This is a genomic window from Aestuariivirga sp. (assembly GCF_047602625.1).
Lineage (GTDB): Bacteria > Pseudomonadota > Alphaproteobacteria > Rhizobiales > Aestuariivirgaceae > Aestuariivirga.
The window spans coordinates 1,939,604-1,966,570 of the sequence record NZ_JASGGV010000002.1 but is presented as its reverse complement, the minus strand read 5'-3'; the positions used below and the strand labels follow the sequence as shown (position 1 = coordinate 1,966,570).

The 26,967-nt window shown below is 63.3% G+C and carries 25 protein-coding genes; 13 read left to right on the top strand and 12 right to left on the bottom strand.

All coding sequences use genetic code 11. From position 1 onward, the window contains the following. Positions 1 to 3 precede the first annotated feature (3 nt). Complete coding sequence (locus QM694_RS14750) at positions 4 to 1,128, bottom strand: calcium:proton antiporter (RefSeq protein ID WP_415007679.1); 1,125 nt, start codon at positions 1,126 to 1,128, stop codon at positions 4 to 6. Positions 1,129 to 1,260: 132 nt separating this feature from the next. Between QM694_RS14750 and QM694_RS14745 the strand changes: the two genes are divergently transcribed. Further along, on the top strand, positions 1,261 to 2,133 hold the full coding sequence (locus QM694_RS14745) for a DMT family transporter (protein WP_415007678.1): 873 nt from the start codon (positions 1,261 to 1,263) through the stop codon (positions 2,131 to 2,133). On the opposite strand, the gene QM694_RS14740 is transcribed toward QM694_RS14745, so the two are convergent. Beyond that, a complete protein-coding gene (locus tag QM694_RS14740; RefSeq protein ID WP_415007677.1) occupies positions 2,130 to 2,819 on the bottom strand; it encodes an RraA family protein in 690 nt (229 codons plus the stop codon). The two genes, QM694_RS14745 and QM694_RS14740, sit on opposite strands and share 4 nt — an antisense overlap. An 89-nt stretch (positions 2,820 to 2,908) precedes the next feature. Between QM694_RS14740 and QM694_RS14735 the strand changes: the two genes are divergently transcribed. From QM694_RS14735 to QM694_RS14725, 3 genes are read left to right on the top strand one after another with little or no spacing between them, the layout of a single operon-like run. Then, positions 2,909 to 4,060, top strand: coding sequence for an alpha-hydroxy acid oxidase (locus QM694_RS14735; protein WP_415007676.1), 1,152 nt, complete (start codon positions 2,909 to 2,911; stop codon positions 4,058 to 4,060). A gap of 9 nt (positions 4,061 to 4,069) precedes the next feature. Further along, positions 4,070 to 4,924 (top strand): amidohydrolase family protein, encoded by an 855-nt coding sequence (locus QM694_RS14730; RefSeq protein WP_415007675.1) that lies wholly within the window; start codon positions 4,070 to 4,072, stop codon positions 4,922 to 4,924. Position 4,925: 1 nt separating this feature from the next. After that, positions 4,926 to 5,813 (top strand): SMP-30/gluconolactonase/LRE family protein, encoded by an 888-nt coding sequence (locus QM694_RS14725; protein ID WP_415007674.1) that lies wholly within the window; start codon positions 4,926 to 4,928, stop codon positions 5,811 to 5,813. Here QM694_RS14725 and QM694_RS14720 read toward each other — a convergent pair. The 7 genes from QM694_RS14720 to QM694_RS14690 form a co-directional block, all read right to left on the bottom strand. Then, positions 5,765 to 6,424: a nucleoside triphosphate hydrolase gene (locus QM694_RS14720; protein WP_415008642.1), complete on the bottom strand. Its 660-nt coding sequence runs from the start codon at positions 6,422 to 6,424 to the stop codon at positions 5,765 to 5,767. The genes QM694_RS14725 and QM694_RS14720 overlap by 49 nt on opposite strands. Before the next feature lie 5 nt (positions 6,425 to 6,429). After that, entirely contained in the window at positions 6,430 to 7,476 is a 1,047-nt protein-coding gene (locus QM694_RS14715; protein ID WP_415007673.1) for an NAD(P)-dependent alcohol dehydrogenase, read from the bottom strand. A gap of 67 nt (positions 7,477 to 7,543) precedes the next feature. Next, a complete protein-coding gene (locus QM694_RS14710; protein WP_415007672.1) occupies positions 7,544 to 8,551 on the bottom strand; it encodes an ornithine cyclodeaminase family protein in 1,008 nt (335 codons plus the stop codon). Next, positions 8,551 to 9,552: an SIS domain-containing protein gene (locus QM694_RS14705; RefSeq protein WP_415007671.1), complete on the bottom strand. Its 1,002-nt coding sequence runs from the start codon at positions 9,550 to 9,552 to the stop codon at positions 8,551 to 8,553. Before QM694_RS14705 ends, QM694_RS14710 begins: the two co-directional genes overlap by 1 nt. Beyond that, positions 9,549 to 10,541 (bottom strand): LLM class flavin-dependent oxidoreductase, encoded by a 993-nt coding sequence (locus QM694_RS14700; RefSeq protein WP_415007670.1) that lies wholly within the window; start codon positions 10,539 to 10,541, stop codon positions 9,549 to 9,551. Before QM694_RS14700 ends, QM694_RS14705 begins: the two co-directional genes overlap by 4 nt. Positions 10,542 to 10,589: 48 nt before the next feature. Beyond that, entirely contained in the window at positions 10,590 to 12,041 is a 1,452-nt protein-coding gene (locus tag QM694_RS14695) for an MDR family MFS transporter (protein ID WP_415007669.1), read from the bottom strand. 82 nt (positions 12,042 to 12,123) lie between these two features. After that, on the bottom strand, positions 12,124 to 12,765 hold the full coding sequence (locus QM694_RS14690; protein ID WP_415007668.1) for a TetR/AcrR family transcriptional regulator: 642 nt from the start codon (positions 12,763 to 12,765) through the stop codon (positions 12,124 to 12,126). A 167-nt stretch (positions 12,766 to 12,932) separates the two neighbouring features. Here QM694_RS14690 and QM694_RS14685 point away from each other — a divergent pair, with 167 nt between their 5' ends. Genes QM694_RS14685 through QM694_RS14655 form a run of 7 tightly spaced genes read left to right on the top strand, consistent with a single transcriptional unit; the run spans position 12,933 to position 19,568 of the window. Continuing rightward, the gene (locus QM694_RS14685; RefSeq protein ID WP_415007667.1) at positions 12,933 to 14,096 is read left to right on the top strand and encodes an aromatic ring-hydroxylating oxygenase subunit alpha; all 1,164 of its coding nucleotides are present in this window, start codon (positions 12,933 to 12,935) and stop codon (positions 14,094 to 14,096) included. Further along, positions 14,093 to 15,298: an aromatic ring-hydroxylating oxygenase subunit alpha gene (locus QM694_RS14680; protein WP_415007666.1), complete on the top strand. Its 1,206-nt coding sequence runs from the start codon at positions 14,093 to 14,095 to the stop codon at positions 15,296 to 15,298. The genes QM694_RS14685 and QM694_RS14680 overlap by 4 nt, the downstream gene beginning before the upstream one ends. Before the next feature lie 53 nt (positions 15,299 to 15,351). Further along, positions 15,352 to 16,458 carry a polyamine ABC transporter substrate-binding protein gene (locus QM694_RS14675; protein WP_415007665.1) on the top strand — a complete coding sequence of 369 codons (1,107 nt, stop codon included), beginning with the start codon at positions 15,352 to 15,354 and terminating at the stop codon, positions 16,456 to 16,458. A gap of 6 nt (positions 16,459 to 16,464) precedes the next feature. Continuing rightward, entirely contained in the window at positions 16,465 to 17,574 is a 1,110-nt protein-coding gene (locus tag QM694_RS14670) for an ABC transporter ATP-binding protein (RefSeq protein ID WP_415007664.1), read from the top strand. 4 nt (positions 17,575 to 17,578) lie between these two features. Then, positions 17,579 to 18,514, top strand: coding sequence for an ABC transporter permease (locus QM694_RS14665; protein WP_415007663.1), 936 nt, complete (start codon positions 17,579 to 17,581; stop codon positions 18,512 to 18,514). Then, a complete protein-coding gene (locus QM694_RS14660) occupies positions 18,511 to 19,350 on the top strand; it encodes an ABC transporter permease subunit (RefSeq protein WP_415007662.1) in 840 nt (279 codons plus the stop codon). The genes QM694_RS14665 and QM694_RS14660 overlap by 4 nt, the downstream gene beginning before the upstream one ends. Further along, entirely contained in the window at positions 19,347 to 19,568 is a 222-nt protein-coding gene (locus QM694_RS14655) for a hypothetical protein (RefSeq protein ID WP_415007661.1), read from the top strand. The genes QM694_RS14660 and QM694_RS14655 overlap by 4 nt, the downstream gene beginning before the upstream one ends. On the opposite strand, the gene QM694_RS14650 is transcribed toward QM694_RS14655, so the two are convergent. Then, entirely contained in the window at positions 19,557 to 20,840 is a 1,284-nt protein-coding gene (locus QM694_RS14650; protein ID WP_415007660.1) for an NAD(P)/FAD-dependent oxidoreductase, read from the bottom strand. The two genes, QM694_RS14655 and QM694_RS14650, sit on opposite strands and share 12 nt — an antisense overlap. Before the next feature lie 109 nt (positions 20,841 to 20,949). Between QM694_RS14650 and QM694_RS14645 the strand changes: the two genes are divergently transcribed. Together QM694_RS14645 and QM694_RS14640 are read left to right on the top strand one after the other, a co-directional pair. Beyond that, positions 20,950 to 21,831, top strand: coding sequence for a DMT family transporter (locus QM694_RS14645; RefSeq protein WP_415007659.1), 882 nt, complete (start codon positions 20,950 to 20,952; stop codon positions 21,829 to 21,831). Continuing rightward, positions 21,828 to 22,595, top strand: coding sequence for a protein dehydratase (locus tag QM694_RS14640; protein ID WP_415007658.1), 768 nt, complete (start codon positions 21,828 to 21,830; stop codon positions 22,593 to 22,595). Before QM694_RS14645 ends, QM694_RS14640 begins: the two co-directional genes overlap by 4 nt. Here the strand turns inward: QM694_RS14640 and QM694_RS14635 are convergent. Both QM694_RS14635 and glgX read right to left on the bottom strand, forming a co-directional pair. Beyond that, positions 22,573 to 23,166, bottom strand: a complete 594-nt coding sequence (locus QM694_RS14635) for an NUDIX domain-containing protein (RefSeq protein ID WP_415007657.1) — start codon at positions 23,164 to 23,166, stop codon at positions 22,573 to 22,575. The genes QM694_RS14640 and QM694_RS14635 overlap by 23 nt on opposite strands. Beyond that, a complete protein-coding gene (glgX, locus tag QM694_RS14630; RefSeq protein ID WP_415007656.1) occupies positions 23,163 to 26,960 on the bottom strand; it encodes a glycogen debranching protein GlgX in 3,798 nt (1,265 codons plus the stop codon). The genes QM694_RS14635 and glgX overlap by 4 nt, the downstream gene beginning before the upstream one ends. Positions 26,961 to 26,967 lie beyond the last annotated feature (7 nt).

Genomic DNA, 26,967 nt, shown 5'->3' with positions numbered 1-26,967 from the left:
CGGCTATCCCTGAAAGATCAGCAGCAGGAACAGCAAGAACAGCAGCATGTGAACCGCGCCTTGCAGCATGTTGGTGCGGCCGCTGGCAAAGGTGACGACGCTGGAGGCCAGCGTCAGCAGCAGCATCACCAGATCGGTGCGCTCCAGCCCCAGCGTCAGTTCATGGCCGGTCAGCCTTGCGATCAGCAGCATGGCCGGCACGGTGAGGCCGATGGTCGACAGCACCGAGCCCAGAAAAATATTCACCGATTTCTGCAAATGATTGGCCATCGCCGCCTTGATGGCGCCAATCGCCTCGGGCGTTGCCACCAGCACGGCGATGATGATGCCACCCAGCGCCATGGGCGCGCCCAGCGTTTCCGTCAGGAAGTCCACGGGCTTGGCGAACTCCTCGGCGAGAAACACCACGATGCCGATATAGGCGAGAAGCAAAATCGCATGCGGCAGGAGCGGGACAGACACGTCCCTCGCCTCCACTTCTTCATGGGCTGCTTCACCTTCGGGAACGAAGTAGCCGCGGTGCCGCCCGGTTTGCAGCATCAGGAAGATGGCATAAAGCCCAGCCGTCATCAGGACGAGGATGATCTGCTGCAACGGCGAGAGGGTCGATCCCGTATCGGAGCGCGTATAATCGGGAAGCACAAGGCTCAGCACCGCCAGCGGGATGATGACGCCCAGATAGGCGTTGGCCCCTTGCAGGTTGTGAAACTGCTCCTTGTGGCGAAGTGCCCCCAGCAGCAGGGCAAGTCCCACCATGCCGTTCAATATGATCATGATGACCGAGAACAGCGTGTCGCGCACCAGCGTGGGGTTGCTGCCGCCATGCATCATGATGGCGGAGATGCTCAACACCTCGACCGAAGTAATGGAAAGCGTCAGAACCAGCGTGCCATAAGGCTCTCCCAGCCTGTCAGCCACGGCGTCGGCATGGCGCACCACGCACAATGCCGATCCGAGAATGGCCCCGAACAGCCACACGGACACAATGCCCAGCCACAACGGGTTGCTCAGGTCGCCCACCAGCCAATCGGTGTAAAAATAAAAGATGGCGCCCGTCACGATGCCAATGGCCAGGAACCATTCGTTGCGCAAAAGAGAAGAAGGTGAAGTCTTGGGGTGGGTGGGCATCAGATCAAATGGTCCATTGCCGAAAGCAAATCCATGCGGCGATAAAGCAATTTCCTCATCCGTGCAAACCGGCGCCGTGACAGTTCCATGCCGACATGCCAAACCTCCTGCGGGCGGACAGAAAGAATCACCATGCGCTTTGTTTTCACGCAGAAAACCCTGGGCATCCTGCTGCTCATCGCGGCGGTCGGCTGTTTCGGGGCGGTGGACGGGTTAAGCAAGGTGCTGGTGAACGATCATTCCTTCGGGCAGATCGTGCTGGCCCGCTATGCCCCCGCTCTCATGGTGATGCTGGCGGCCTTCGGCCCGCGGAAGTGGAAGCCGTTGTTCGCCACGCAGCGCCCGGTGCTGCAGATCATCCGCGGATTGACACCGCTCTGCGTCGGCGGGTTGATGATCCTCGCGGTGCGCCATCTGCCGCTGGCGGAAGCCACCGTCATCCTGTTTGCCGGGCCGTTCTTCGTGGTGGCGCTGTCGGGCTGGATGCTGGGCGAACGGGTGACGGCCTCAAGCTGGATCGGCGTGGCGATCGGCTTCCTCGCCGTCATCATGGTGGCGCGGCCCGGCTTTGATGCGCTGTCGCAATATACGGTCTATCCGGCGCTGGCGGCGGTCTTCTATGCGCTGCTGCAATTGTTCAGCCGCAGCCTGGGTGCGGCGGGTGAAGCGCCCGCCACGACGTTGGCATGGACCCTGCTCGTCGGCACGCTCGTCTCCCTGCCGCTGGCCATCGCGGACTGGCGGCCGCCCTCCCTCTCCGGCTGGCTGGTGCTGCTGGCGTTGGGCGCCGCCTTTGGCGTGGCGCAATATTTCCTCGCCCGCGCCTTTGCGCTGGCGCCCGCCAATGTGCTGACGCCTTTTACCTACTTCCAGATCCTGTCGGCGGTGCTGTTCGGCATCCTCGTGTTCCATGATGTGCCGGATGGCTGGACCATTGCCGGCATTGCGCTCATTCTGGGGGCGGGCGCCTATGTCTTCGGGCGCAATGCGCAACAGCCCAATTAGCCGAGGCGCTCCACGCGGTTCGACGACAGGATCGACGTGATGAACTCCGGGATGCGAAGCCCCGCCTTTACCTTTGCCTCCAGTGCGGCTTCGGCGGCGCGGATACGCACCAGCCTCGCCAGCACCTGATCCACTTGCGAAAGCGGCACAACCACCGCGCCATCGCCATCGCCCACCACGATATCGCCCGGCGACACCGAAACGCCGCCGATCATCACCGGAAGCCCCACTGTGCCAGGGCCATTACGCGCGGGGGAATTGGCCGAAACCCCGGCGCAATAGACGGGCAGCCCCACATCGAGAAGGCCCGCCACATCGCGCACCACGCCATCGGTGACGAGCGCTGCGGCGCCGCAGTTCTTCGCCATGCCCGCCAGAAGATCGCCGGTCACCGCGGCGGCCATGTAGCCTCCCGTCGCGGCCATCAACACGTCGCCGGGTTTCACCACATCCAGCCCGCCGAACAGCGCCAGATTGTCGGAAGGCCCGCAATCGCAGGTCACCGCCACCCCGCAGAAGGCTTGCGGCCTTCCGGCCAGCGGCTTGATGCGCCAGTCCAGCGCGCCGCTGCCGCCCATCGCATCCACCAGATGGCCGGTCATAGCGCCGGAGAACTGCCGCACTGTTTCGGCGGAGGGCCGCGGAAATCCCGCGCGGATTTTCAGCAGCGGTGGATCGGTGATCATGGCAGGGCTCCCATTCGGTTTTGAGATCATCCTAGGCACGGCCCCGCCGAAATGGCTATATGCCGCCGGGCATTTTCAGGCGGGCGGGCATGGGCTGGCGCGAGACATGTTACAACATCGCGGAACTGCGGAAGGCGGCGCGCCGCGCCCTGCCAAAGCCGGTGTTCGATTTCACCGATGGCGCGGCGGAAGACGAAACCACGCTCAGGCGCAATGAAAGCGATTTCCAGCGCATCACCCTTCTGCCCCGCCCGCTCAACGGCCCTGGTGTCCCCGATCTTTCCATCGATCTCTTCGGCAAACGCATCTCTATGCCGGTGATGATCGGGCCAACGGGCCTTGCCGGATTGATGTGGCCCCAGGGCGAACAGGCTGCCGCACAAGCAGCGGCGAAGGCCGGCACCGCCTATTGCCTGAGCCATGGCTCGGTGTGCCGGCTGGAAGATTTGCCAGCATCATCCACGCCCCGCTGGATGCAGGTATTCGTCTACCGCGACCGTGGCTTCACCGAGGAGCTTGCCCGCCGTGCCCAGGCCTCGGGCTTCGACGCGCTGGTGCTGACCACCGACAATCAGGTGCTGGGCAACCGTGAGCGCGACATCCGCAACGGCTTCACCATCCCGCCGAAATTCAAACCGCAGGACCTTGCCGCCATGGCCACGAAGCTTGGCTGGCTCATGCGCATGCGGCCAGAACTCTCCCGGATCACCTTCGGCAATTATCTGCGCGAGGGCCAACCCAGCGACATCACAAGCATGGCCAAGCAGATGGCGGGGCTTCTCGATCCCACCATGTCGTGGCGCGACGTCGACCAGCTTCGCAAGGTGTGGAAAGGGCCGCTGATCCTCAAAGGCGTGCTGCACCCGGCGGAAGCGCGCGAGGCGCTTGAGCATGGCGTTGATGCGGTGATCGTCTCGAACCACGGTGGGCGGCAGCTTGATGGCGCGGCGTCCGGAATCGCGGCGCTTCCGGCCATCGCCGATGCGGTGCAGGGCAAAATGCCGGTGCTGATGGATGGCGGTATCAGGCGCGGCACCGACGTTGTGAAGGCGCTGGCCATGGGCGCTGCCTGCTGCCTCATCGCAAGGCCGCAGCTCTGGGGCCTCGCGGTCGCCGGAGAAGATGGCGTCTCGCACATGCTCGACATTCTCAAGCGCGACATCGCGCGGGCCATGACGCTGATGGGCGCGGCCCGCGTGACCGATCTGACACGCGCCTCCGTGATCCGTGAATTCAACTAGGAGACTTTCATGCCGGATTTTCCCATCATCGACTCCCACGTCCATCTCTATGACGTGAAGCGGCTCAGCTATGGCTGGCTCTCCAATGTTCCGAAAATCAACCGCACCTATCTGGTGAAGGATCTGGATGCCGCGCGGCAGACTGTCGAGATCGAGAAATTCGTCTTCGCCGAAGTGGCCGTCGATCCGGGACTGCATCTCAAGGAAGTGGAATTCGTGGACGAGATGGCGGACGCCGATCCGCGCCTTGCCAGCATCATCGCGCATCTGCCGTTGGAGAAAGGCCTCGCCATCGCGCCCGATCTTGCGGCGCTCAAGAAATTCCCGCGCGTGCATGGCATCCGGCGGCTGATCGAGACCGAGCGCAACCCCGCCTTCTGCCTCGAACCTGACTTTTTGCTCGCCCTCAGGCTGCTGCCGAAACACAATCTCACCTTCGACATCTGCGTGAAGCACTGGGCGATGACCTATGCCATCGAGTTGGTGAAGCGCTGCCCCGAAGTCTCCTTCGTGCTCGATCACATCGGCAAGCCCGACATCAGGAACGGGTTGCGGGAGCCCTGGTGGGCGCAGATCAAGGAACTCGCCTCCTATCCCAATGTGGTGTGCAAGGTCTCCGGCGTGGTGACGGAAGCGAACCACGCGTCGTGGAAGCCCGCAGACGTAAAGCCCTATGTGGCGCATGTGATCGACTGCTTCGGCTTCGACCGCGTAATGTATGGCAGCGACTGGACGGTTTCGGAATTGACACACACCTATCCGCAATGGGTCGAAATCATCGACGATGTGATTTCGGGCGCAAGCGAATCCGAGCAGCGCAAGCTTTACCGCGATACGGCAATCCGCACTTACAGGCTGGCCTAGGATGACAAAAAACGCTGAAGCAGAACTTCTCTTCAAAGCCTCGCACCGGCTGGGGGAATCGATCCTCTGGCACGCGGCACGGCAATGCCTGTACTGGACCGACCTGCTCGATCCCGGCCTGTTTCAGGCATCGCCGGGATCGGCGGTCCAGCATACGCCGCTCGATCTGGCCCCGCCCATCGGCTCCGCCGCCGCCACCACCGATCCCGATAAGCTCATCCTGCTGGCGCGTGATGGCCTGCGCCTCGTTGACCTCAACACCATGTCCGTCACGCCGTGGTGCAATCCCGAACAGGGCCGCCATGAGATCATTTTCAACGATCTCAAATGCGACCGTTTCGGGCGGCTGTGGGCAGGAAGCTCGCATGCGCTGGAGCGTGATCCGCGCGGCGCGCTGTGGTGCGTGAAGGACCGTGCGGCATGGCAGCTTGGCGATGTGGGCTTTCCCGTCTCCAACGGCCCTGCCTTTTCGCCCGATGGCCGGCTCATGTATTTCAACGACAGCGTGAACTATCAAACCTTCGTCTACGAGATTTCAGAAGACAGCCTCGCCCCCGCCAACCGCCAGGTCTTCGCGCGCTATACGGAAGAAGAAGGCGTGCCCGACGGCCTGACCGTGGATGCCGAAGGCTGCATCTGGACGGCGCAATGGGCGGCGGCGCGCGTCATCCGCTTGAGCCCCAAAGGCGAGAAGCTGATGACCCTGCATGTGCCCTCGGGCCATGTCACCAGCGTGTGCTTCGGCGGCAAGGATCTGCGCGACCTCTACATCACCACCGCCAATGAAGGGCTCTCGCCGGACATCTCAAAAAAATATCCGCTGAGCGGCAGCGTGTTCCACTACCGCGCAGACGTGGAGGGCTTGCCGGAACCGCTGTTTCCGCTCTGAGAGGAAAGCTCCACATCGGCCGCCCGGCTTTGCGTGAGAACCAGATCGGCGTTGGGCATGTCATTGCCTTCCACCTTGGCGCGCGCACCTGCCTCATCGAAGCCATGGGCGAACCAGCGCGCCATGAGGCGGCGTTCGATCACATCGCGCGGCTCACGCAGCATCACCGTCAGGCCGAAGAAGGGCGCGAGGGACTCCCAGGGCGCTTGCCGCAGCAGCAGGTAATTTCCTTCAACGATGAGGATGCGCGTGGAAGCCGGAACGATGCGCGCTCCGGCACGGGAAATCTCGAGATCGCGGTCGAAGACCGGGATCGCAACTTCCGATTCGTCATTGGCGCGGAGACGCATCAGCAGATGCCGCAACCCCAAAGCGTCAAAGGTGGGCGGCGAGCCCTTGCGGCTCAGCAGGCCGCGGGCGTTCAAAACCGCATCATCATAGTGAAAGCCATCCATGGGGATCACCTCGGCCTTCCCAAGCGATGCGGCCAGTGCTTCGGCCAGCGTGGACTTGCCCGCGCCTGGCGGGCCTGCCACGGCGACAATCACCCGTGATCCCTCAAGCGCCCTGATGCGCGAGACAAGCTCCGTGAATCCCGGAACGGCCTCCATCGCCGTCACGCCTTCTCCGGTGAGACCCTGATCTGCAGCTTGATGTCGGTCGGCAAACCCTTGGCGGCGCGCTCGAAGGCGGCAATGCTGTCCTTGAACGCAAAGGTCTCGGAAATCAGCGGCTTCAGATTGACCTTGCCCGAGGCGATCAGCGCCAGCGCGCGGTCAAACACATTGGCATAGCGGAACACGGTTTCGATCCGCACCTCGCGCGCGATGGCGGCGTTGACGTTGAACGAAACCTTGTCGGGCGGCAGGCCGATCAGCACAAGAGCGCCGCCGGGGCGCACCACGCGCAGCAGGTCTTCATAGACCTTCGGGCTGCCGCTCGCCTCGAACACCACATCGGCGCCCCAGCCATCGGTTTCGGCCTTCACGGCATCGAGCAGATTTTTCTCGCGCACATTCACCGGCACAATCCCTGCGTAACCGCCGGCGATCTTCAGCTTCTCGGCGCTCACATCGGAAACGATCACCTTGCTGCAGCCGCCCGCCAGCGCCGCCAGCGCCACCATGATGCCGATGGTGCCGCAGCCCGTCACCACGGCCACGTCACCGGGAACGATGCGGGCCCGCGCCGCCGCCTGCATGCCCACCGCGAAAGGCTCCACCATCGCGCCCTCGGCAAAGCTCACATTATCGGGCAGCTTGTAGGTGAAGGCGGCGGGATGCACGGTGAAGGGCGTTAAAATCCCATGCACCGGCGGCGTCGCCCAGAAGGTGACGGCGGGATCGACGTTATAAATTCCAAGCTTCGAAGCGCGCGAGGAGAGATCGGGAATGCCCGGCTCCATGCACACGCGGTCACCCGCTTTCAGCGTGGTGACATTGCGTCCTACTTCAACCACTGTGCCCGCGCCCTCATGGCCCAGCACCATGGGCGCCTTCACGATGTAATCGCCGATGGCGCCATGCGTATAATAATGCACGTCGCTGCCGCAGACGCCGACCGTGTGCAGGGCGATCTTCACATCATCGGGGCCAACGGTTTGCGGCAAGTCGATGTCGCGCAGCGTGAGTTCGCCGACGCGCTCCAGCACCAGGGCCTGCATGGGATTATCCTTCCGAGAGGTTGCTTTGCCGCTAGCTTGCAGAGACGGTGGCGGAAGGCAAGGCCCGTCAACCATCTCGGTACAGGAGGTTCTGTGTCAGCCCTTTGGCGCGCGCTTTTTCCAGAATGGCGGCGCCCAGCGCGATGTCGCCCGTCGACATGCCGCGATGCCAGAACAGGATCGTCTCGGCATCAGCCTCGCGGCCCGGCTTCTTTCCCGCCGCGATTTCGCCGATCTCGGCATAGAAGCTCGCTTCGCTGATCTTGCCCGCATTGATGTGCGGGCGGAGTGCCCCCAGGTGTCCGGCGCGCATCTGGCCCAGATCGTCCATCACGAATTTGTCAAAGCTATCGGTGAAGTCGAGCGGTAGCGCGCTCATGGTGCCATAGGGGATCACCAGCGTTCCAGGCTTCACCCAGGCGCGATCAAACATCGGGGTGGGTTCAGAAAGCCTCGTCGCCTCCACCATGATGTCAGCGCCTTCGAGGCATGACCGCCAGTCCGCCGTGGCTTTCACCGGCTTTCCCAGATCGCGCGACAGACGTTCCGCGAAGGCATCGCGGCTTTCGGGCCTTCGGGAATGAACGCGGATTTCCTCGAAGTTGAAGAGATGATCGAGCAACCGGATGTTCCAGTAGGACGTGCCGCGCGTGCCGACATGGCCCAGAATTTTCGGATGGCGCGGCCCCAGCCATTTCGCGCCGAGCGCAGTTAGAGCGCCGGTGCGCATGTCGGTGATGCCGGAGGCATCAATCACCGCCTTCGGCGCCCCGGTGCGCGGACAGAAAAGATTGAGCAGCGCCAGTTCAGACGGCAGGCCCTGCCTGTAATTGTCAACATAGTCGCCAACGATCTTGACGCCGGCAAGCCCCAGCGGCGCAACATACCCCCTCAGCACATTGAAGTGGCCGTTGAAGGCGGGATCCGGTGTGAGATGCATGCGCGGTTCGATCACCGTCTGGCCGTTTCCGGCGGCGATCAGACCCAGTTCGATGGCGTCGAGAATCTCGTCATTGGTCAGCGCCAGCGCGTCGATTTCGGGCTTGCCCAGATATTCGATTTCCATGCGCGCCATTAAACCGTCTCCGTCACTTTTTTCAGGCGGCGCGGCTTGTCGGGGTCACGCCCGAGAGACCGCGCCAGCCTCTCGATGGCGAGATAGGCGGTGAGCGCCATGGAGAGGGGATCAAGCAGCGGATGGCCGGTGGCGGCAAAGGGAAGATCAGCCCCATCCACCAGATGCACCGCCGCTCCCGCCTCGCGCATTTTCGTCGCCGCCGCATGGGTGAGCCCCCGTGCAGCATCATCAGGGGCAAGCGCCAGCACGGGAAAACCGGCCTCCACCAGTTCCCACGGACCGTGCATCACTTCGGCGGGCGAATAGGCTTCGGCATGAAGCGCAGACGTCTCTTTCAGCTTCAGGGCAATTTCCTGTGCGACGGGATAGGACGGCCCGCGCCCCAGCACAAACAGCGAGCCGTCGCCGGCGAAAGTTTCAAAGCCCGGCCATTCGATGTCAGCCGCGTGCGACAGGGTTTCGGGCAAATTCCCGATTGCCTCAATCAGCCGTGTGTCATCGGCCCAATGCGCTGCGATGGCGGCCCCCGCCACGCAGGAGACGATGAAGGATTTGGTGGCGGCCACGCTGCGCTCGGCACCGGCGCAGAGCGGCAGAAACAGATCAGCTTCCCGCGCGGCGGGCGAGTCTTCCGCATTGACAAGCGCCACGGTGCGCGCACCGCCCTGTTTCGCACCCTCCTGCAAGGCCACGATGTCGGGGCTCTGGCCGGATTGCGAAATGGTGAGCGCCAGCGCAGCTCGGGCTTTGAGATGAGCGCCATAGACGGACACCACGGAGGCCCCCACCGATGCGCAGGGCACACCCAGCAAAATCTCGGTCAAATATTTGAAATAGCCCGCCGCATTGTCGGAGCTGCCGCGCGCGCAGGTGAGGATGACGGGCGGCGGGGTGCGGCGCAATTCAACGCCCAGTTCAGCAAGGGCTTCTGAGTTGCGGTTCAGGAAACGCGCCACGGCAGCGGGGGCTTCACGGGCTTCCGCCGCCATATGGGTCATGGTGTCTCCTGAAGGCCAAGGCCTGCCAACAGCTCATAGGATTTGAGCCGCGCCGCATGGTCATAGATTGCCGTCGCCACCATCAGCTCGTCAACGCCGGTGCGGGCGATGAAGGCCCCAAGCCCGCGCTTCACCGTCTCGGGCGATCCCACGAAAGAACAGGAGAGCATGGCCGAAGCCTGAGCCTTTTCCGCGGGGGTCCAATAGGTCTCGATGTCATCGATGGGCGGTTTCAGAAAGCCGCGCGCGCCGCGCACCATGTCGGCGAAACGCATCTGCAGGGACGAGAAAAGATAGCGCGCCTCTTCATCGGTCTCCGCCACGATCACATTCACCCCCGCCATGGCATAGGAGGATCGGTTGCGTTCGGAGGGCTCGAAGCGGTCGCGATATAAATAAAGCGCATCATCGAGCGCCGAGGGCGCGAAATGCGAGGCGAAGGCATAGGGCAGGCCCAGCAGCGCCGCCAGCTGCGCGCCATAAAGGCTCGAGCCCAGAATCCAGATCGGCACATTGGTATCGGTGCCGGGCACCGCCTGCACCTTCTGGCCTTCCTGCAGCGGTCCCAGCAGCGCCTGCAATTCCACCACATCCTGCGGGAATGTATCGGCGGGCGACATGTTGCGGCGAAGCGCCATCATGGTGCGCTGGTCGGTGCCGGGCGCCCGGCCCAGCCCCAGGTCGATGCGGCCGGGATAGAGCGTCTCCAGCGTGCCGAACTGTTCGGCGATCACCAGCGGCGCATGGTTGGGCAGCATGATGCCGCCTGCCCCCACGCGGATGGTCTTCGTATGTCCGGCGATGTTGCCGATCGCCACCGCCGTGGCAGCGCTGGCAATGCCCACCATGTTGTGGTGCTCGGCCATCCAGAATCGGGTGTAGCCCAGAGCCTCGGCATGGCGGGCCAGGCTCCGCGCATTCGCAAAGGCATCAGCGATGGTCTTGCCTTCGGACACGGGAACGAGGTCGAGAACGGAGAGTTTGGTCATGCGCGAAAAATGGGCGCTCGCGGGAGCGGCGGCAAGGCCCCGTCTCCCTCAGTCAACGATCACCGCCTCCGCCGCATGCCGGGCGCTGGAGCGCAGCGGCTGCTCCTTCATCCCCAGAATGAACAGGAAGGCGATGGCGAAGCCCGCCGACATGGTGAGGAACATATAGAAGAAGGCATCGGCCGGAATATCGGCAGGCGAAATGCCCGCTTCCGCGCTGCCGCCGCTCAGCAGGATCATGCCGAACACCGCGACGAGAATGGAACTGCCGAGCTGGCGGAAGAAATTCATCGTGCCGGTGACCGTGCCAAGCTGGTGCATCTCCACCGCGTTCTGGATCGCCACCGTGCTGGTGGGCAGCACGGTGCCAAGCCCGATGCTGATGATGCCGGTGACGAGTTCAAAGGCCACGAGGTTCATCTTGCCGCTGGCGAAGGTAAGAAGCAGCGCGCCGAGCGTCGAGACAAACAATCCCACCACGGGAATGCGCTTGTAATGCGTCATGCGGCCCATGAGCTGGCCGGAAATCGTCGCGCCCATCACCGTTCCCACCATGAAAGGGATCAGCGACAGCCCGGAGGCCGACGCGCTCAGGCCCCGCACAGACTGGAAATAGAGCGGCATATAGATCGAGATGGCGATATAGGTGCCCATGGCGAAGAAGGCGGCGCCGGTTCCCATCGAGACGACGGGATTGCGCAGGATCTCGAGCGGGATCAGCGGCTCCTCCGCCGACAGGATGCGCGCCACGAAGCCCACCCAGAAGATCAGCGAAAGACCGAAAAGGCCGAGGATCTGGGTGGAGCCCCAGGGATAATCTACGCCGCCCAGGTGCAGCGCCAGCATCAGGGTGATGGTGGCCACGACGATCAGCACCGCGCCCAGCACGTCGAGCTTGTGCGGGCGCTCATGGCGGGGCAGGCGCTTCAGCGCATTGTTGCTCATGAAAAACGCGGCGAGGCCAAGCGGCACGTTGATCCAGAAGATCAGCGTCCAGTGCAGGTGCTCGGCGAAAAAGCCGCCCAGCGTCGGCCCCAGCAGGCTGGCCAGCAGGAACACGCTGGCAAAATAGATCTGGTAGCGGCCGCGCTCCTTGGGCGCCACGATGTCGGCCACGATGGTCTGGGCCAGCGAGATCAGGCCGCCGCCGCCCAGCCCCTGAATGGCGCGCGCGGCGATCAGCACCAGCATGGAGGGCGCCAGCGCGCAGGCAATCGAGCCCACCACGAAGACGATGATGCCCATCAGCAGGGTGACGCGGCGGCCGTGAATGTCGCTGAACTTGCCGTAAAGCGGCGTCACCGCCGTGGCGGTCAAGAGATAGATGCTGGCCACCCAGGAGATGTTGCGGAAATCGCCGATCTCCCTGGCAATCGTCGGAAGCGCCGTGGCGATGATGGTCTGGTCCAGCGCGCCCAGAAACATGGCAACGCCCACGCCAATGACGATGACGCGGATATCGGAATGGGCCATCGGCCCTTTGGTCTGTTCTGTGCTCATGGGAAGAGGCGAGCCATGCCACCGCGGGGGATGAGAGAACAGCATGGAATGTGCATGGCCGCCATGCCTGTCTCTTGTGGAACTAAATCAGGCCGTTGTCATCGAAGTGGCGGGGGAACAGGGACGCCGTCGCGGCATAGACGGTTTTCAGCGCCTCATCCCGGCTATAGGGATCGACCATCGACATCATGTCGAGCCAGGTGCCTTCCGTCACCACGCGGATGATGCGGGCGGCACGCGCCGCATTGACGGCATAGCCGCCTTCCTCCGCCAGTTTCCGGCACAGGCCTTCCAGCATCTCGGCATAGGCATCGTCATTGGCGGCGCAGTTCTGCTGATAGAGCGGGCGGCTTTGCGATTCCCCCCAATAGGCGCACCAGGCGCTCAGGCGGTCGGGCGTGCAGATGCGGTCGTTGAAATCGGCGAGGATCAGGGCGTTGATGCGTTCCGCCGGGCTTTCCGGGGCTTTCTCCAGGGCCTCCCGCCAATTGGCCGTATATTCATCGGAGAGATAGAGCAGCGTATCGGTGAGGAGCTTCTCTTTGGTCTGGAAATGAAAGTTTACGAGACCGTGGGAAACGCCGGCAATCGCCGCCACATCCGTCATGGTGGTCTGGGAAAAGCCCTTGCGGGCCAGCGTCTCGATGGTCGCCTCGATCATTTGCTGGCGGCGGTGTTCGCGGCTGGCCTTGCGGGAGGGGGGCGGGCTGACCTTGCTGTCCATCGAATCAAACCTGTTCAAGCCATTGTTCTATAACACGTAATAACCGGAAACACGGCTTTGTGAGGCGGCTTACCGCCTCTTCCGACTCATTTTGATTGACACGTCAGTCAAAATCAAGCCAGATTTGGCCGCACGGCAGCGATACCCACCCACGGAAGGCATGCGCGATGAACGACATTTCGAGGCTTCCCGCCGGTTCGCCCTTGCTGGACCATTGCCCGGACACGCTGCCCGCCGCCTGGTATTATGACGAACGCCATTATGCCCAGGAGCTTCAGGCCATCTGGGCGCGCAACTGGATTTACGCCGGCCGCGCCAATGATCTGAAGCCGATGACGGTGCGCCGCCTCACCGTGGCGGGCCAGAACCTCATTCTCACCAAGGACCGCGACGGAACCATCGGCTGCTTCCACAACACCTGCCGCCATCGCGGGGCGGAACTCTGCGCAAGCGAAGAGACGCAGCTCAAAAGCCGCCTCATCACCTGCCCCTACCACGCCTGGTCCTATGATCTTCAGGGCAGGCTGGTGCGCACGCCCTTCGTGTCGGAGACGGCGGATTTCCGCAAGGAAGAGCATGGCCTTTTCCCCGTTCAGGTGAAGGAGTGGAACGGCTTTCTGTTTGTCTGCCTCAGCAGCGATGCGCCGGATTTCGATGGCGTGCCCGATCTCGGCTCCAACGCGCTCGACAACTGGCCCATGGCGGACCTCGTCACCGGCCACCGCATGGTGAAGGAGATTGCCTGCAACTGGAAAATCTTCTGGGAGAACTACAATGAATGCCTGCATTGCCCGGGCATTCATCCCTCGCTCTGCGACATGGTGCCGGTCTATGCCAAGGGATATATGGCGAGCAATGAGGCGCCGGACTGGCAACCCTCGCAGGAGGCGGGCACACATCTCCGCACCGGCGCCCGCACCTGGACGGTGAACGGCGCGCCCTGCGGCCCAATCTTCCGTGGACTGACGGAAGACGAAACGGCGCGCGGCCAGACCTTCGTCACCCTGCTCCCCACCATGTATGCCGTGGCGCATATCGACTATGTGCGCGCCGTGTCGCTCGAGCCCCTGGGGCCGGAACGCACGCGGCTCACGGCGGAATGGCTGTTCATGCCGGACACGCTGTCCGCCCCCGGCTTCGATCTCGCCAATGTCACCGATTTCGCCACCACCGTGATGGTGGAGGATGGTGCCGCCTGCGAGATGAACCAGCGCGGGCTCAAATCCTCCGCCTACACGTCCGGCCGCCTCATGCCGCAGGAATATGACGTTCACCGTTTTCAGAACTGGGTCCGCGCCCGCGCGGACAAAACCACAGGACACACCCCATGAAACTCGAAGACGCAAACCTCGCCGCCGCCAATGACTGGGACCGCCGCGGCCTCCCCGGCTGGACCTATCACAATGAGGCGCTGCTCAAGCTCGAGACGCAGGAACTGTTCCTGTCGCACTGGCAGATCGTGGGCCATGTGAACGACATCCCCAAGACGGGCGACTATCTCACCTTCGACATCGCCCATGAGCGCGCCGTGGTGATCCGCGGCGATGACGGCGTCATCCGCGGCTTCCATAACCTCTGCCGCCACCGCGGCTCGCGCGTCGTCGTGGGTGTCAGCGGCCATTGCAAGAATGCCATGGTCTGCCCGTTCCATGGCTGGGTCTATAATCTCGATGGCACGTTGCGCGGCGCGGCGCGGCCCAATTCCTATGTCGGCATGGACCGTTCGCAGTTCGGCCTGAAGCCGGTCGAAACGGACGTGTGGATGGGCTTCGTCTTCGTGCGCTTCCGCCCCGGCCCGCAGCCCGGCATGGCCGAATACATGAAGCCCTTCGCCGAGGAGATCGCCGCCTATCGCCCGGAGGAGATGGTGCCGACCGGAAAGATCTGGAGCACCACCCTTCCCGTCAACTGGAAGTCGGTGCGCGATGTCGACAATGAGGGCTATCACGTCCCCATGGCGCATCCGGGCCTGCAGGATCTTTATGGCGCCAGCTATGTGGACACGCTGCTGGACGATGGTCTCAACTGCGCCAAGGGCACATTCAATGCCCATGCCGGGCGCACGTGGAGCGTGCGGAACTATGTCAAGCTGGCGGGCGGGCCGGACTGGCTGCCGGAAAACCTGCGCCGCGTCTGGTCCTATTACGGGCTGTTCCCCAATGGCGTGATCGTGACGACGCCGGAAACCATCCAGTTCTATCAGGAATTGCCGAAGGGCCCGCAAAGCTCGGTCATCCGGTCGATGACCTATCGCCGCCCCGAGGAAACGCGCGAACAGAAGGTGGCCCGCTATCTCTCCTTCCGCATTGACCGCGACACCTACCAGGAAGATACTCAGCTTTCGATCTGGTCGAATGAATCCATGAAATCATCCGCCTTCGACAATTTCCATCTCTCTGACCTCGAGCGCGGGGTGCGCGCGCATCACGACCAGATGCGCAAGTTCCTGCCCATTCTCAATCTCGAGAAAGCGCCGAAGGATGATGAGATGGAGCAGGTCAACGCGGCATTGCGTGAAACTTCGGTAAATTGAAAAACAACAAGAAACCAAGCAAACAGGCAGGAAACGGACAGGAGTACGTTCAGATGAAGTTGACGAGACGATCAGCCCTCTTGAGTGCGGGCGCCGCGGTGGCGCTTGGAATGCCCTATGTTCGCCGCGCCAAGGCCGATGACGCCGTGGTCAATGTCTATAACTGGGCCGACTATATCGGCGAGACCACGCTGGAAGATTTCCAGAAGGCGACAGGCATCTCCGTCACCTACGACACCTACAGTTCATCCGAGGAAATGCAGGCGAAGATGCTGGCCGGCTCCACCGGCTATGACGCGGTGATCCAGGCCGGCCTCGACATGCCGCGCTTCATCAAGGCCGGCGTCTATGACAAGCTCGACAAGAGCAAGCTTCCCGGCTGGAAGAACCTCGACCCGGAAGTGCTTCGCATCCTCTCCGGCTGGGATGCCGGCAACGAATACGGCATTCCCTATATGTGGGGCTCGGTCGGCTTCACCTTCAATGTCGACATGGTGAAGCAGCGCATCCCCGATGCCGACATGTCGTCGCTGGATTTGATCTTCAAGCCGGAGAATGCGGCGAAGCTCGCCGACTGCGGCATTTCCATTCTCGACAGCCCGAGCGACATCGTTCCCGCCGTGCTGCGCTATCTCGGCAAGGATGGCGACACCACCAATGTCGCCGATTACGACGCAGTGGTCGCGGCCTTCAAGCCGATCCGCAAATACATCAAGACTTTCGACAACACCAATTACCTCAACGCCATTCCCAACAAGGAACTGTGCGTGGTCAACGACTGGTCGGGCGACTACGCCACCGCCAAGTCGCGCGCCAAGGACGCGGGCGTTGACATCAACCTCGCCTATTTCGTGCCGAAGACGGGCGCGCCCGCCTGGGTCGACAACTGGTGCATCCCGAAGGACGCTCCGCACAAGGAGAATGCCTACAAGTTCCTCGACTACATGCTGCAGCCGGAAGTGATCGCCAAGTGCACCAACTTCACTAATTATGCCAATGGCAATCTGGCGTCGAAGCCCTTCGTCGATCCGGCGGTCCTCGCCGATCCGGCCGTCTATCCTGATGCCGAGACGATCTCGCGCATGTGGGCGCCCAAGCCCTACAATGAAGAGCAGGACCGGGCCATCACCAAGGCCTGGCAGACGATCAAGTCAGGCTGACCGGGGATGCCCAGCGAGGGCGGCGCGGGGCCCCTGATCCGCATCGAAAACGTCAGCAAGTCGTTCGGCACCTTCAAGGCGGTGGACGATGTGAGCCTCAATATCGAGAAGGGCGAACTCTTCGCCCTTCTCGGCGGCTCCGGCTGCGGCAAGACCACGCTGCTCCGCATGCTGGCGGGGTTTGAAGCGCCGACGGCGGGAAAGATTTTCATCGACGGGCAGGACATGGCGGGCATTCCGCCCTATGACCGGCCCGTCAACATGATGTTCCAGTCCTACGCGCTGTTCCCGCACATGAGCGTGGAAAAGAACGTCGGCTACGGCCTCAAGCATGACGGCATGACCTCCGCCCAGCGCACCGACCGCGTGAAGCAGATGCTCGACCTCGTGAAGCTCACCGACTTCGCGGGCCGCAAGCCGCATCAATTGTCGGGCGGCCAGCGGCAGCGCGTGGCGCTGGCCCGCGCCCTCGCCAAGCAGCCGAAACTCCTGCTGCTCGATGAGCCGCTGGGCGCGCTCGACAAGAAGCTGCGCGAACACACGCAGTTCGAGATCATGTCCATCCAGGAGAAGACCGGCATCACCTTCGTGGTCGTCACCCATGACCAGGAAGAGGCGATGACGCTCGCCTCGCGCATCGCCGTCATGGATCATGGCAAGATCAAGCAGGTCGGCACGCCCACTGACATCTACGAATATCCCAACAGCACCTTCGTGGCCGGCTTCATCGGCTCCATCAACATGTTCGACGGCGAAGTCACCAAAACCTCCGGTGATGTGGCGACGGTGCAGATCGCGCAGCTCGGCGGCCCCATCATGGTGCCCGCCGCTGACTCGCTTTCTGCGGGCACCAAGATCTCAATTGCCGTGCGGCCCGAGAAAATCACCATTTCGCGTTCGCGCCCCAAAGGCCCCAACAGCTTTTCCGGCACGGTGAAGGACCTCGGCTATTTCGGCAAGGATTCGCTTTACCGGGTGAAGATGCCATCCGGCACGCTCGTCATGGTGAACAGCGTCAACGCCCGCCGCGCGGCGGAGAGCGAGCGGGTGGCGCAGTGGGAAGACGATGTGTGGATCAGCTTCGATCCCCAATCCGCCATCGCGCTGAAAGGCTGAGCCGGTGAGCGGATCATCCAGCGGCATGGGCTTCAAGGGCTGGTTCAACCGCAGCGGCTGGCGCAGCACCATCATCAATGTGCCCTATCTCTGGCTCATCGCCTTCTTCCTGGTGCCGTTCATCATCGTGTTCGGAATGAGCCTCGGCATCCGCACCAGCACGTCGCCACCGGTCGGCTATCTGCCGGACTGGCCCTATGTGACTCTCGAGAACTACGCGCGGCTGTTCCAGGATTCGATCTATATCCGCTCCTATTTCATTTCGCTGCGCAATGCGCTGACGGCCACGGTGCTGTGCCTGCTGGTCGGCTATCCCATGGCGCTCGGCATCACGCGGGTCAGCAAATCATGGCGCAACATCCTGCTGATGCTGGTCATCCTGCCGTTCTGGACGTCGTTCCTGCTGCGCGTCTATGCGTGGATGGGGCTGATGGGCAGCAACAGCTGGTTCAACCGCGGCCTCACCTCGCTTTATAATTCGATCGCGCCCATAGACTGGCAGCTCTCCTCCATTCCGATGATGAACACCAATTTCGCCGTGGTGCTCGTCATGGTCTATTCCTACCTGCCCTTCATGATCCTGCCGCTCTACGCCAATCTCGAAAAACTCGACACGACGCTGAACGAAGCGGCCATGGATCTGGGCTCAAGGCCCTGGCAGGTGTTCAAGGACGTGACGCTGCCGCTCTCCATTCCCGGCATCATCGCAGGCGGGCTCCTCGTGTTCATTCCGGCATCGGGCGAACTCATCATCCCCAGCCTCGTCGGCGACGCCTCCGACCCGATGATCGGCCGCGTGATCTCGGATGAATTCTCCTCCGCCCGGCATTGGCCCATGTCCTCCGCCGTCGCGGTGGCGCTGCTGCTGCTGCTCGTCGTGCCGCTGATGGTCTACAATCACTTTGAAGGAAAAGCCCAGGAAGGCGGAGGGGCGCGATGAACCGCAGGCCCATGTTCCTCATCACCTGCCTGTGCTTCGGGCTCGCCTTCTTCTATATCCCCATCCTGTCGATGATCGTCTATTCCTTCAACCGCTCGCGGCTGGCGACGGTATGGGGCGGCTTCTCGACGCAATGGTACGGCAAGCTGTTCCAGAACGACCAGATCATCAAGGCGGCGCTGCTGTCGCTTGAGATCGGCCTCATCAGCGCCACCTTCGCCACCATCCTCGGCACCATGGCGGGCCTGGCGCTGGCGCGGTTCAAGAAATTCCGTGGACGGACGTTATTTTCAGGCCTCGTCAGCGCGCCGCTCATCATGCCGGAGGTCATCACCGGCATTTCCTCGCTCATGCTGTTCATTCTCATGGCGTCATGGATCGGCTGGCCGGCGCAACGGGGCTTCACCACCATCACCATCGCCCACATCACCTTCTCGATGACCTATGTGGCCACCATCGTGCAATCGCGGCTTTCCTCCATGGACGCCTCTGTCGAGGAGGCGGCGCTCGATCTCGGCTCGCGGCCCTGGCAGGTGCTGAAGGACGTGACGCTGCCGATCATCTCGCCCGCCATCCTGTCGGGCTGGCTCCTGGCCTTCACGATTTCGCTTGATGATGTGGTGATCACCAACTTCACCTCCGGCCCCGGCTCCACCACCCTGCCGCTGCTCATCTGGAGCAAGGTGAAGCTTGGCGTCACGCCCGACATCAATGCGCTGGGCTCGCTCATCGTGCTGATCGTCGGCATTGGCGTCGCCATCGCCGGGCTGGTGCTGAACCGGGCGGAGAAGCGCCGCGACCGCGACATCCAGATGGCGATTGCGGCCAACACATGAAGCTCGCGCCGCAAACGCCGGAAGACCGCCTGCAATATGCGCTGTTGCAAACGCCGCCACAGACCGAGCAGGGCGGGCGGGTGCGCTACGCGGCGGCGATGTATTTCTACAACCGCGCCATGCTCGATGCCGAAACGCTGGAGGCCTTCCGCGTGGTGGCGAAGGAAGACAAGTGCTGGCCCGATGTGCTGCCCGGATTGCTTGGCTTAAAACCGTGAATCGACGAGATGCGCCAGTTGCGCGCCAACCTCGTAATAGGCTTCGCGGACAGCGGGAAATGACGGCCGCTCCGGCGCGGTGACGGCAAGCGGCAATCCTGCCTCATCGATCTCGCCCAGCACATGCTTTGCCAGCACGCGGCCCAGCACGGTTCCCGGCGCGATGCCCCTGCCGTTGTAGCCGCAGAAGCCCACCACATTGCGCGCCAGGCGGTGAAACTTCGGCAGATGATTGTCGGTCATGCCGATCATGCCGTACCATTCGGTTTCAAACGGCACATCGCCGATCTGCGGGAAGATGCGATGCATTGCCCGCCTGGCCCATGCCCGGTGAATGGCGGTGCCGGTGCCGCGCAGCGCGCCGACGCTGCCGAAAATCAGGCGGCCCGCCGCATCGAGGCGGAAGGAGCTCAACACTTCTTTCGTATCCCAGCAGCCTTCGCCGCCGGGCAGGATGCTTTTGCGGATGTTGTCGCTCAGGGGCGCTGTGGCGAGATTGAAATAGGGAAGATGAATCTGCTCGCGGCGGATTTCGCCCCAGGGCCCTTGCGTATAGGCATCGGTGGCGGCGATCACCCACGGTGCTTTCACAGACCCCGCCGCCGTGCGCACCCTCCATTGGCCTTGCGCGTCTTCGGTTGCGATCACCGGGCTTTGGGTGTGCAGCGTGACGCCGGCTTTCACCGCCGCATGGGCCAAGCCCCGCGCATAGGCCAGCGGCTGGATGGTGCCGGCGCGCAGATCAAGCAGCGCGCCTGCATAGGCCTTGCTGCCGATGCGGCGCGCGGCTTCATCGACGTCAAGAACTTCAACGGGCGCGCCCCAGGCCTTCCATTGCCGCTGCCGCTCGCGGATGTCGCTCAGGCCCTGCTCGCCCACCGCGCAATGCAGCGTGCCCTTGCGCACGTCCTCGCAGGCGATGTGATGCCTGTCGATCATCTCCCACACCAAGGCCGGGCCATTGCCCAGCAGTGCCAGCAGACGCTCGCCATGTTCCTTGCCGAGAACGCCGGGAAGATTTTCCGGCATCACCCACATGCCGGCATTGACGAGGCCGGAGTTCCGCCCCGATGCGCCGAAGCCCGCCTCAACGGCTTCCAGCACGGTCACCTTCACGCCCTTTTCCGCCAAATGGAGCGCGGCGGACAGGCCGGTGTAACCCGCGCCGACGATCACCACATCGGCGCGCGCATCGCCTTTGAGCGGGACGGTGACAGGCGGCGGCGGTGCTGTCTTTTCATACAACCCGTGCGAGCGCGGATCATTCTGCATTTCATTTTCTCCCGGCGCTGATGGGCCGCATTCACCTTCATATTGCCCAAGCGTCGCCGAAAGCGAAATGGTCTTGTGCGAAGGCCATCCGGCGTTTCATAGCTGTCATATGAATCGCACACTGCACCTGCCGCACTGGCTTCCCGCAGCGGCAGTCGCCGCGTGCGGCGCGATGTGGGGCCTGTTCTGGTTTCCGCTGCGCTGGATCGAAAGCCTTGGCGTGGGCGGCGGATGGGCGAGCGTGTTCCTGAACATCGCCGCCATGGCCGCCGCCGCGCCGTGGCTTCTCAGGCGCGAGGCATGGCGCGGCTTCAAGATGCAAAGCATCACCGGCCTGATGCTGGGCACCGCGTTCGCGCTTTACACGGTGAGCCTCGTTCTCACCGATGTGCTGCATGCCATCCTGCTCTTCTACATGACGCCGGTGTGGAGCACGCTCGCCACCTGGGCGTTTTTTGGCCATCGCCTCTCATGGTCGCGCATCGCGGCGCTTGTGCTGGGCTTCGCCGGGCTGGCGCTGATCCTCGGGCTCGGCGCGTCACTGCCACTCCCGCACAATGCCGGCGACTGGATTGCGCTGGTCAGCGGCATGATCTGGTCGGCGGGCACCATCCGCGCATCGAGGCTTCCGGCAACCGGCGTGGCGCTCACCTTCTTCAGCTTCGCAGCGGGAAGTTTTATCGCGTCGGTTGTTATTCTCATCATCGGCATGGCGCTGTCGGCGCCCTTCGCCGCGATGCAGCAGCTTCTCCCCGCGCTGCCATGGATAATATTGGTGGCGCTCACCGTTTATGTGCCGCCCACCGCCATGGTGCTGTGGGCAACGCAGCGCATCGATCCGGGCCGTGCCGGCATCCTGCTGATGACGGAGGTGGTGGTGGGCAGCATCAGTGCCGGGCTTCTGTCGGGGGAGACGTTCGGACTTCGCGAGATTGCCGGAACGCTGCTCATCATCGGCGCAGGGCTTGTTGAAGTGACCGCAAAGGAATGACCGACGATTTCGCCGCCTGGATTGGCCGCAGGGTCATACGCCAAGATGTGACGACGGCGCGCCTCACGCACGAATTCCGCGCCACGCTGTCCCCCTTCATTTTCAATGTCCCATGCCCGCCGGGACTGCACTGGGCGATTGCCCCGGCCATTCCACAGGAGACCGGGCCGGATGGCGCGGAAGCAATGGGGCTGTTCCTTCCGCCGCTTCCCTTTCACCGCCGCATGTGGGCGGGCGGCGAGATTGAAAGCGTGGCGCCTCTCGGCGTCGGCATGGCCGTCACGCGGCAGTCGGTCATCCGCGACATCAGGATGCGCGATACGCTGTGCATCATCTCCATTCAGCACAAGATCTCGGCGGAGGGCCGCCTGCTGATCCGCGAACGGCAGGATCTCGCCTTCACAAACGATCCGCCGAAGCCGGGCACAGCTTCACCGCAACGCATCGCGCCAAATTTCGTCCCCACGACGCCATTGCTGTTCCGTTTCTCCGCCCTCACCTTCAACGGCCACCGCATTCACTATGATGCGGATTATGCGATGGCCGAAGGCTATGCGGGGCCTGTCGTGCAGGGCGCATTGCAGGCGGCGCTGCTGTTCAATCTCGCGGCGGCAGAGCGCGGGCATATTCCCGGCCGCTTCACCTATCGCTGCCTTGCGCCGCTGATTGCCGGAACGCCTGCCGCGCTCACCATGCAAAACGGCGAGGGCGCCATTCAGACACAGGCAGGCGTCATCACCATCACGGCGTCGGCAGCGGACTGAGCTCCAATTCGCGTTGCAGGAACAGCAGCAGCATCACCGTCTTGGCATCGATGATGCGGCCATCGGTGGCCATCGCCAGCGCATCGGTAAACGGCATTTCCAGCACTTCGATGTCTTCGCCTTCATGGACCTGCCCGCCGCCTTCGCTCACCTTCATGCCTTCATCATAATCGGCGAGAAACAGCGTCAGCCGCTCGGTCACCGCACCGGGCGACATGAAGGTGCTGGCCACCTGCCTCAAATGTCGGAGCCGGTAACCCATCTCCTCTTCCGCCTCACGCATCGCGCAGGCCGCGGGATCAGGCTCGTCGAGAAGTCCCGCGCAGGCCTCGATCACATGGCCATCCTCGCCGCTCAAAAACACGGGCAGGCGGAACTGCCGCACCAGCAGCACAGTGCCACGCGCCGCATCATAGGGCAGTACCGCCGCGCCCGCGCCATGGTCATGCACCTCGCGCTTCAGCGTTTCCACCGTGCCGTCACGGCGCGTGTAGTCGATCGTATAAAGGCTCAGGTCGACGAAGCGCTTCGACAGCATTTCATGGGAGATGATTTTCACGCGCGTGCTCATGATGGCCGCTCCTGTGTCACGCGGGCGAGAATGGCTTTTGCCTCCACGCTCTCGCCGATCTCGTCAACTGGCACATGGATGCGCCGCCGCCAGTTCGGCCGTTCGCGGTCGGTGCCTGGCACGTTCAAAGGCTCCGTCTCGCCTGCCAGATCGTCGGCCTGCACCAGCATGATGCGCGACGGCATACCCGCTACGAAGCCATGTGCGGCGGGCGCTGCATCGGCCTCCGACGCGGCACCCGTTGTCCTGTCGAGCGCCGCGATCTCCGCCTTGCGCATGGCCTCGCGCGTTTTTGCTTGAGCTTCCGAAATCAAGCCAAGTTCCCTGTCGATGGCGATGTCGCGTCCCGCGCGCCAGCCCTTGAAGGTGGGGAGATCATGCGAGGCGAGGCAGGCGAGCGACAACGGCGGATAAGCCTCCCTGCTCTTGAAGCCCGCGCCGTTCCGCTCGAACCACAGCACGCGATAGGAGAGAACATCCGCCGCATCGAGCGCACCGCGCAAGCCATCAGGCACGGTGCCAAGGTCTTCACCGACCACAAGGCAACGCGCCCTTGTGCTTTCAATCGCGGTGACAGCAATCAGCGCGTCGAGCGGGAACCGAACGTAAGCCCCGAAGCGCCCTTCAGCTCCTTCCGGCACCCAGAACTGCCGCATGAAGCCCAGCACATGGTCGATCCGGAGCGCCGCGGCATGGCGCATGTTGGCGGAGAGAATGGTGCGCATCGGCGCGAAGCTCTGCTGCTCCAGCGCCAAGGGCGAAAACGGCGGCAGGTTCCATACCTGTCCCGCAGCGGAGAAGGGATCGGGCGGCGCGCCGATCGAAACGCCTTTCGCAAACAACTCCGGCGCATCGGCCATCTCGCCGCCATCGAAGGCGCAGCCCAGCGCCAGATCGCGATAGAGGCTGCGGGATTGCGCGGCGTCTCCCAGTTGCGTGTCGGCCAGCCATTGCAGGAAGGCGCGGTAGGAATGGCGCTTCGGATCGGCAGGCTCGCCCGCTGCCTTGGTTTCATAGGCACAGTGCCGCGCCAGAAGATCGCCGCCCGCCTTCACGAAGGCATTGAAGTCAGGCGTCGGTGAAAATTCGGCGAAGGCCTGTTCCAGCAGCTCACTCTTGGCCTTCCACACGGCGGTGTAATCGACATTGGAGAGTTTCTCGAGCGTTGCGAACGCGGCGCGCCGAGACGCTGCGCGTTTCGCCGTTTTCGGCAGAGGCAACGCGTCGAGCATCGCTGAGATGCTGATGTAGATGGGATCGATGAAGCGCCGGTCGGAGGGCTGATAGGGGCTGGCGCGCTCGCGGTCCTGCGGAAACAGATGATGCAGCGGATTGATGCCCGTGTATGCGCCCTGCAACGATGCTGTTTTCTCAGCAAAGCGCCGCAACGTCCCGAAATCGCCGATGCCGCCATCGCCGTCATGGCGGAGAGAGTAGAGATGCGCGGCGAGGCCGAAGCTTCGCGGGCGTTCGGGCAGGAAACAGGAATCCGGCGAGATGATGAGGCGGCGTAGCTCATCAGGCTGGTCTTCGGGGGACACTGTATAATAACCCGTGTCGAGCGACGCACGCGGCGTCTCGCCGGGCATCACGTCGATGAACTGCTGCGCGCCATCTTCACCGGTGATGACCATGCGCTGGCGCTGGGGCCGCGCGCCGCCAATCACGGCATCGGCCCCTTCCAGCCCCAGCAGCGGCGGCTTTCGTGATGCGAGATCGCGGAGCGACGCCTCCGCCTCATCGGCTGTGCCATGCGCGATGCGCAGCGCTGTGAGGAGGGCGCGCTGCGTGTCCGGCGTCACGGTATGATGCGTGCCATCCACCTCCCACCAGTCGCGCTCGATGCCGGCGGCATCGGCAAGCCGTGCCAGCGTGTCATCGGAAATGCCGGATGAGGCGCTGCGCTTCTCTTCAAAGAGCGCAACGGCCTTGGCGGGAACGCCATCCCCCGCCGCCGATGAAAACACCCGCGACCAGCGCCAGCCATCGCGCGGCGGCAGCACGGGCGTTAAAGGCTCGCTGCCGCCATTGATCACCACCGCAATGCGATGATCCGCCTTCGCCAGCACAAGGCCCAGCACGCGCGCGGCCGGGTTGTTCCAGTCCACATCCCTGCCGTCACCACCCACCCATTGCGCGTCGGCAAAGCGCCCATCCGCCGCCTGCCCGGTCAGAAAGCGATCATCCGTGAGCTGAGGATAGGCCTTGCGCAACGCGGATAGCGCCGACGTGAAGGCGATCAGCTCCTGATCGGCGTTCTTCCAGTCCAGCCAAGTGGTGGCGTTGTCCTGTGCATAGGCATTGTTGTTGCCCTTCTGGGTGCGGCCAAATTCATCGCCCGCCGTCAGCATCGGCGTGCCGCGCGAGAAAAACAGCGTGGCAAGCAGGGCGCGCGCATCGCCGCCAACCCATGTGGGTTCTCCCCCATTGCCGTCGCGGTTGTTCTCGCCATTGGCGAAATTGTTCTTCGCCGCATAGGTCACGCTGTCCTTCAGCGTGAAGCCGTCATGGGCGGAAAGAAAATTCACGCTGCAGGAGGGCCTGCGCGTGGAGCCAAACACATCCGACGATCCGGCAAGCCTGGTGGCGAGGCCGCCAATCATCCCCTGATCGCCACGCCAGAAGCGCCGCACGTCATCGCGGTAATGATCGTTCCACTCCCCCCATGCGGCGGGAAACTGCCCGAGGCGATAGCCACCCGGCCCCACGTCCCACGGCTCGGCAATCATGATGAGCTTAGACAGCACCGGGTCCTGCGCGATGGCGCCGAGCAGCGGCGCATCGGGTGTGAAGCCTTCCGCCGTCCGCCCCATCACGGGGGCGAGGTCGAAGCGGAAGCCGTCGATCCCCGTCTGGCTGGCCCACAAGCGCATGGCGTCCATCGCCATCTTCATCACCGGCGCGCGTTCCAGCGCCAGCGTATTGCCGCAGCCCGTGTCATTCACCGGCAGGCCATTGGCGTGGCGGTAATAGAGCGCATTGTCGAGACCGCGCAGCGACAGCGTCGATCCGCGCTCATCGCTTTCGCCGGTGTGGTTGAACACCACATCCAGCACCACGCGGATACCCGCCTCATGCAGCGCCGCCACAGCCGCGCGGATTTCGCCGAAGCCCCCGGGGGCGAGGCGCGGATCGGGCGCCATGAAGGTCACGGGGTTATAGCCCCAGGCGTTGCTGAGATTGAGCGCCGTCAGATGCCGCTCATCCATCCACGCCGCCAACGGCATCAGCTCCACGGTGTCAACGGCCAGTTTTTTCAGATGCGCGATGACGGAAGGATGCGCCAGCGCCGCCACGGTGCCGCGCTGCTGTTCAGGCACATCGGGATGGAGCTTGGTGAAGGCCTTCACCTGAATTTCGTAGATGAAGCCGGGCCGCGCGGGCGGAAGCGGCGCAGCCGCGGCAAACTCCGCCGTGACGATGCATTTGGGAACGATGAAGGCGGTGTCTTCGCCGCGCGCCAGAATTTCCGGAACATGCACGAAGGAGCGGTCAAGGGCGCGCGCGTAAGGATCGATCAGCAGCTTGGACGAATCGAAGCGGTGCGCCTCTGCCTCATCCCATGGCCCCTCGGCGCGCAGGCCATAGCGCGTGCCTGCCGTCAGCCCGCTGATAAAGCCATAATGCACGTCACCCAGCCGCTGGACCAGGGGAAAGCGGTAAAGCTCCTCCTCGCCCTCCTCATCGAAGATGCAAAAAAGGATGCGCGTGGCATGGCGGGAGACAACGGCCACATTGGCCCCGCCCTCGCCAAGCGTCACGCCCAGCGGAAACGGCGACCCCGCCCGTGTCACGGCATAG

Excerpts from the sequence above, each read along its gene's own strand:
- QM694_RS14750 (WP_415007679.1), bottom strand. The coding sequence starts at position 1,128 with ATGCCCACCCACCCCAAGACTTCACCTTCTTCTCTTTTGCGCAACGAA.
- QM694_RS14745 (WP_415007678.1), top strand. The coding sequence starts at position 1,261 with ATGCGCTTTGTTTTCACGCAGAAAACCCTGGGCATCCTGCTGCTCATC.
- QM694_RS14740 (WP_415007677.1), bottom strand. The coding sequence starts at position 2,819 with ATGATCACCGATCCACCGCTGCTGAAAATCCGCGCGGGATTTCCGCGG.
- QM694_RS14735 (WP_415007676.1), top strand. The coding sequence starts at position 2,909 with ATGGGCTGGCGCGAGACATGTTACAACATCGCGGAACTGCGGAAGGCG.
- QM694_RS14730 (WP_415007675.1), top strand. The coding sequence starts at position 4,070 with ATGCCGGATTTTCCCATCATCGACTCCCACGTCCATCTCTATGACGTG.
- QM694_RS14725 (WP_415007674.1), top strand. The coding sequence starts at position 4,926 with ATGACAAAAAACGCTGAAGCAGAACTTCTCTTCAAAGCCTCGCACCGG.
- QM694_RS14720 (WP_415008642.1), bottom strand. The coding sequence starts at position 6,424 with ATGGAGGCCGTTCCGGGATTCACGGAGCTTGTCTCGCGCATCAGGGCG.
- QM694_RS14715 (WP_415007673.1), bottom strand. The coding sequence starts at position 7,476 with ATGCAGGCCCTGGTGCTGGAGCGCGTCGGCGAACTCACGCTGCGCGAC.
- QM694_RS14710 (WP_415007672.1), bottom strand. The coding sequence starts at position 8,551 with ATGGCGCGCATGGAAATCGAATATCTGGGCAAGCCCGAAATCGACGCG.
- QM694_RS14705 (WP_415007671.1), bottom strand. The coding sequence starts at position 9,552 with ATGACCCATATGGCGGCGGAAGCCCGTGAAGCCCCCGCTGCCGTGGCG.
- QM694_RS14700 (WP_415007670.1), bottom strand. The coding sequence starts at position 10,541 with ATGACCAAACTCTCCGTTCTCGACCTCGTTCCCGTGTCCGAAGGCAAG.
- QM694_RS14695 (WP_415007669.1), bottom strand. The coding sequence starts at position 12,041 with ATGAGCACAGAACAGACCAAAGGGCCGATGGCCCATTCCGATATCCGC.
- QM694_RS14690 (WP_415007668.1), bottom strand. The coding sequence starts at position 12,765 with ATGGACAGCAAGGTCAGCCCGCCCCCCTCCCGCAAGGCCAGCCGCGAA.
- QM694_RS14685 (WP_415007667.1), top strand. The coding sequence starts at position 12,933 with ATGAACGACATTTCGAGGCTTCCCGCCGGTTCGCCCTTGCTGGACCAT.
- QM694_RS14680 (WP_415007666.1), top strand. The coding sequence starts at position 14,093 with ATGAAACTCGAAGACGCAAACCTCGCCGCCGCCAATGACTGGGACCGC.
- QM694_RS14675 (WP_415007665.1), top strand. The coding sequence starts at position 15,352 with ATGAAGTTGACGAGACGATCAGCCCTCTTGAGTGCGGGCGCCGCGGTG.
- QM694_RS14670 (WP_415007664.1), top strand. The coding sequence starts at position 16,465 with ATGCCCAGCGAGGGCGGCGCGGGGCCCCTGATCCGCATCGAAAACGTC.
- QM694_RS14660 (WP_415007662.1), top strand. The coding sequence starts at position 18,511 with ATGAACCGCAGGCCCATGTTCCTCATCACCTGCCTGTGCTTCGGGCTC.
- QM694_RS14655 (WP_415007661.1), top strand. The coding sequence starts at position 19,347 with ATGAAGCTCGCGCCGCAAACGCCGGAAGACCGCCTGCAATATGCGCTG.
- QM694_RS14650 (WP_415007660.1), bottom strand. The coding sequence starts at position 20,840 with ATGCAGAATGATCCGCGCTCGCACGGGTTGTATGAAAAGACAGCACCG.
- QM694_RS14645 (WP_415007659.1), top strand. The coding sequence starts at position 20,950 with ATGAATCGCACACTGCACCTGCCGCACTGGCTTCCCGCAGCGGCAGTC.
- QM694_RS14640 (WP_415007658.1), top strand. The coding sequence starts at position 21,828 with ATGACCGACGATTTCGCCGCCTGGATTGGCCGCAGGGTCATACGCCAA.
- QM694_RS14635 (WP_415007657.1), bottom strand. The coding sequence starts at position 23,166 with ATGAGCACGCGCGTGAAAATCATCTCCCATGAAATGCTGTCGAAGCGC.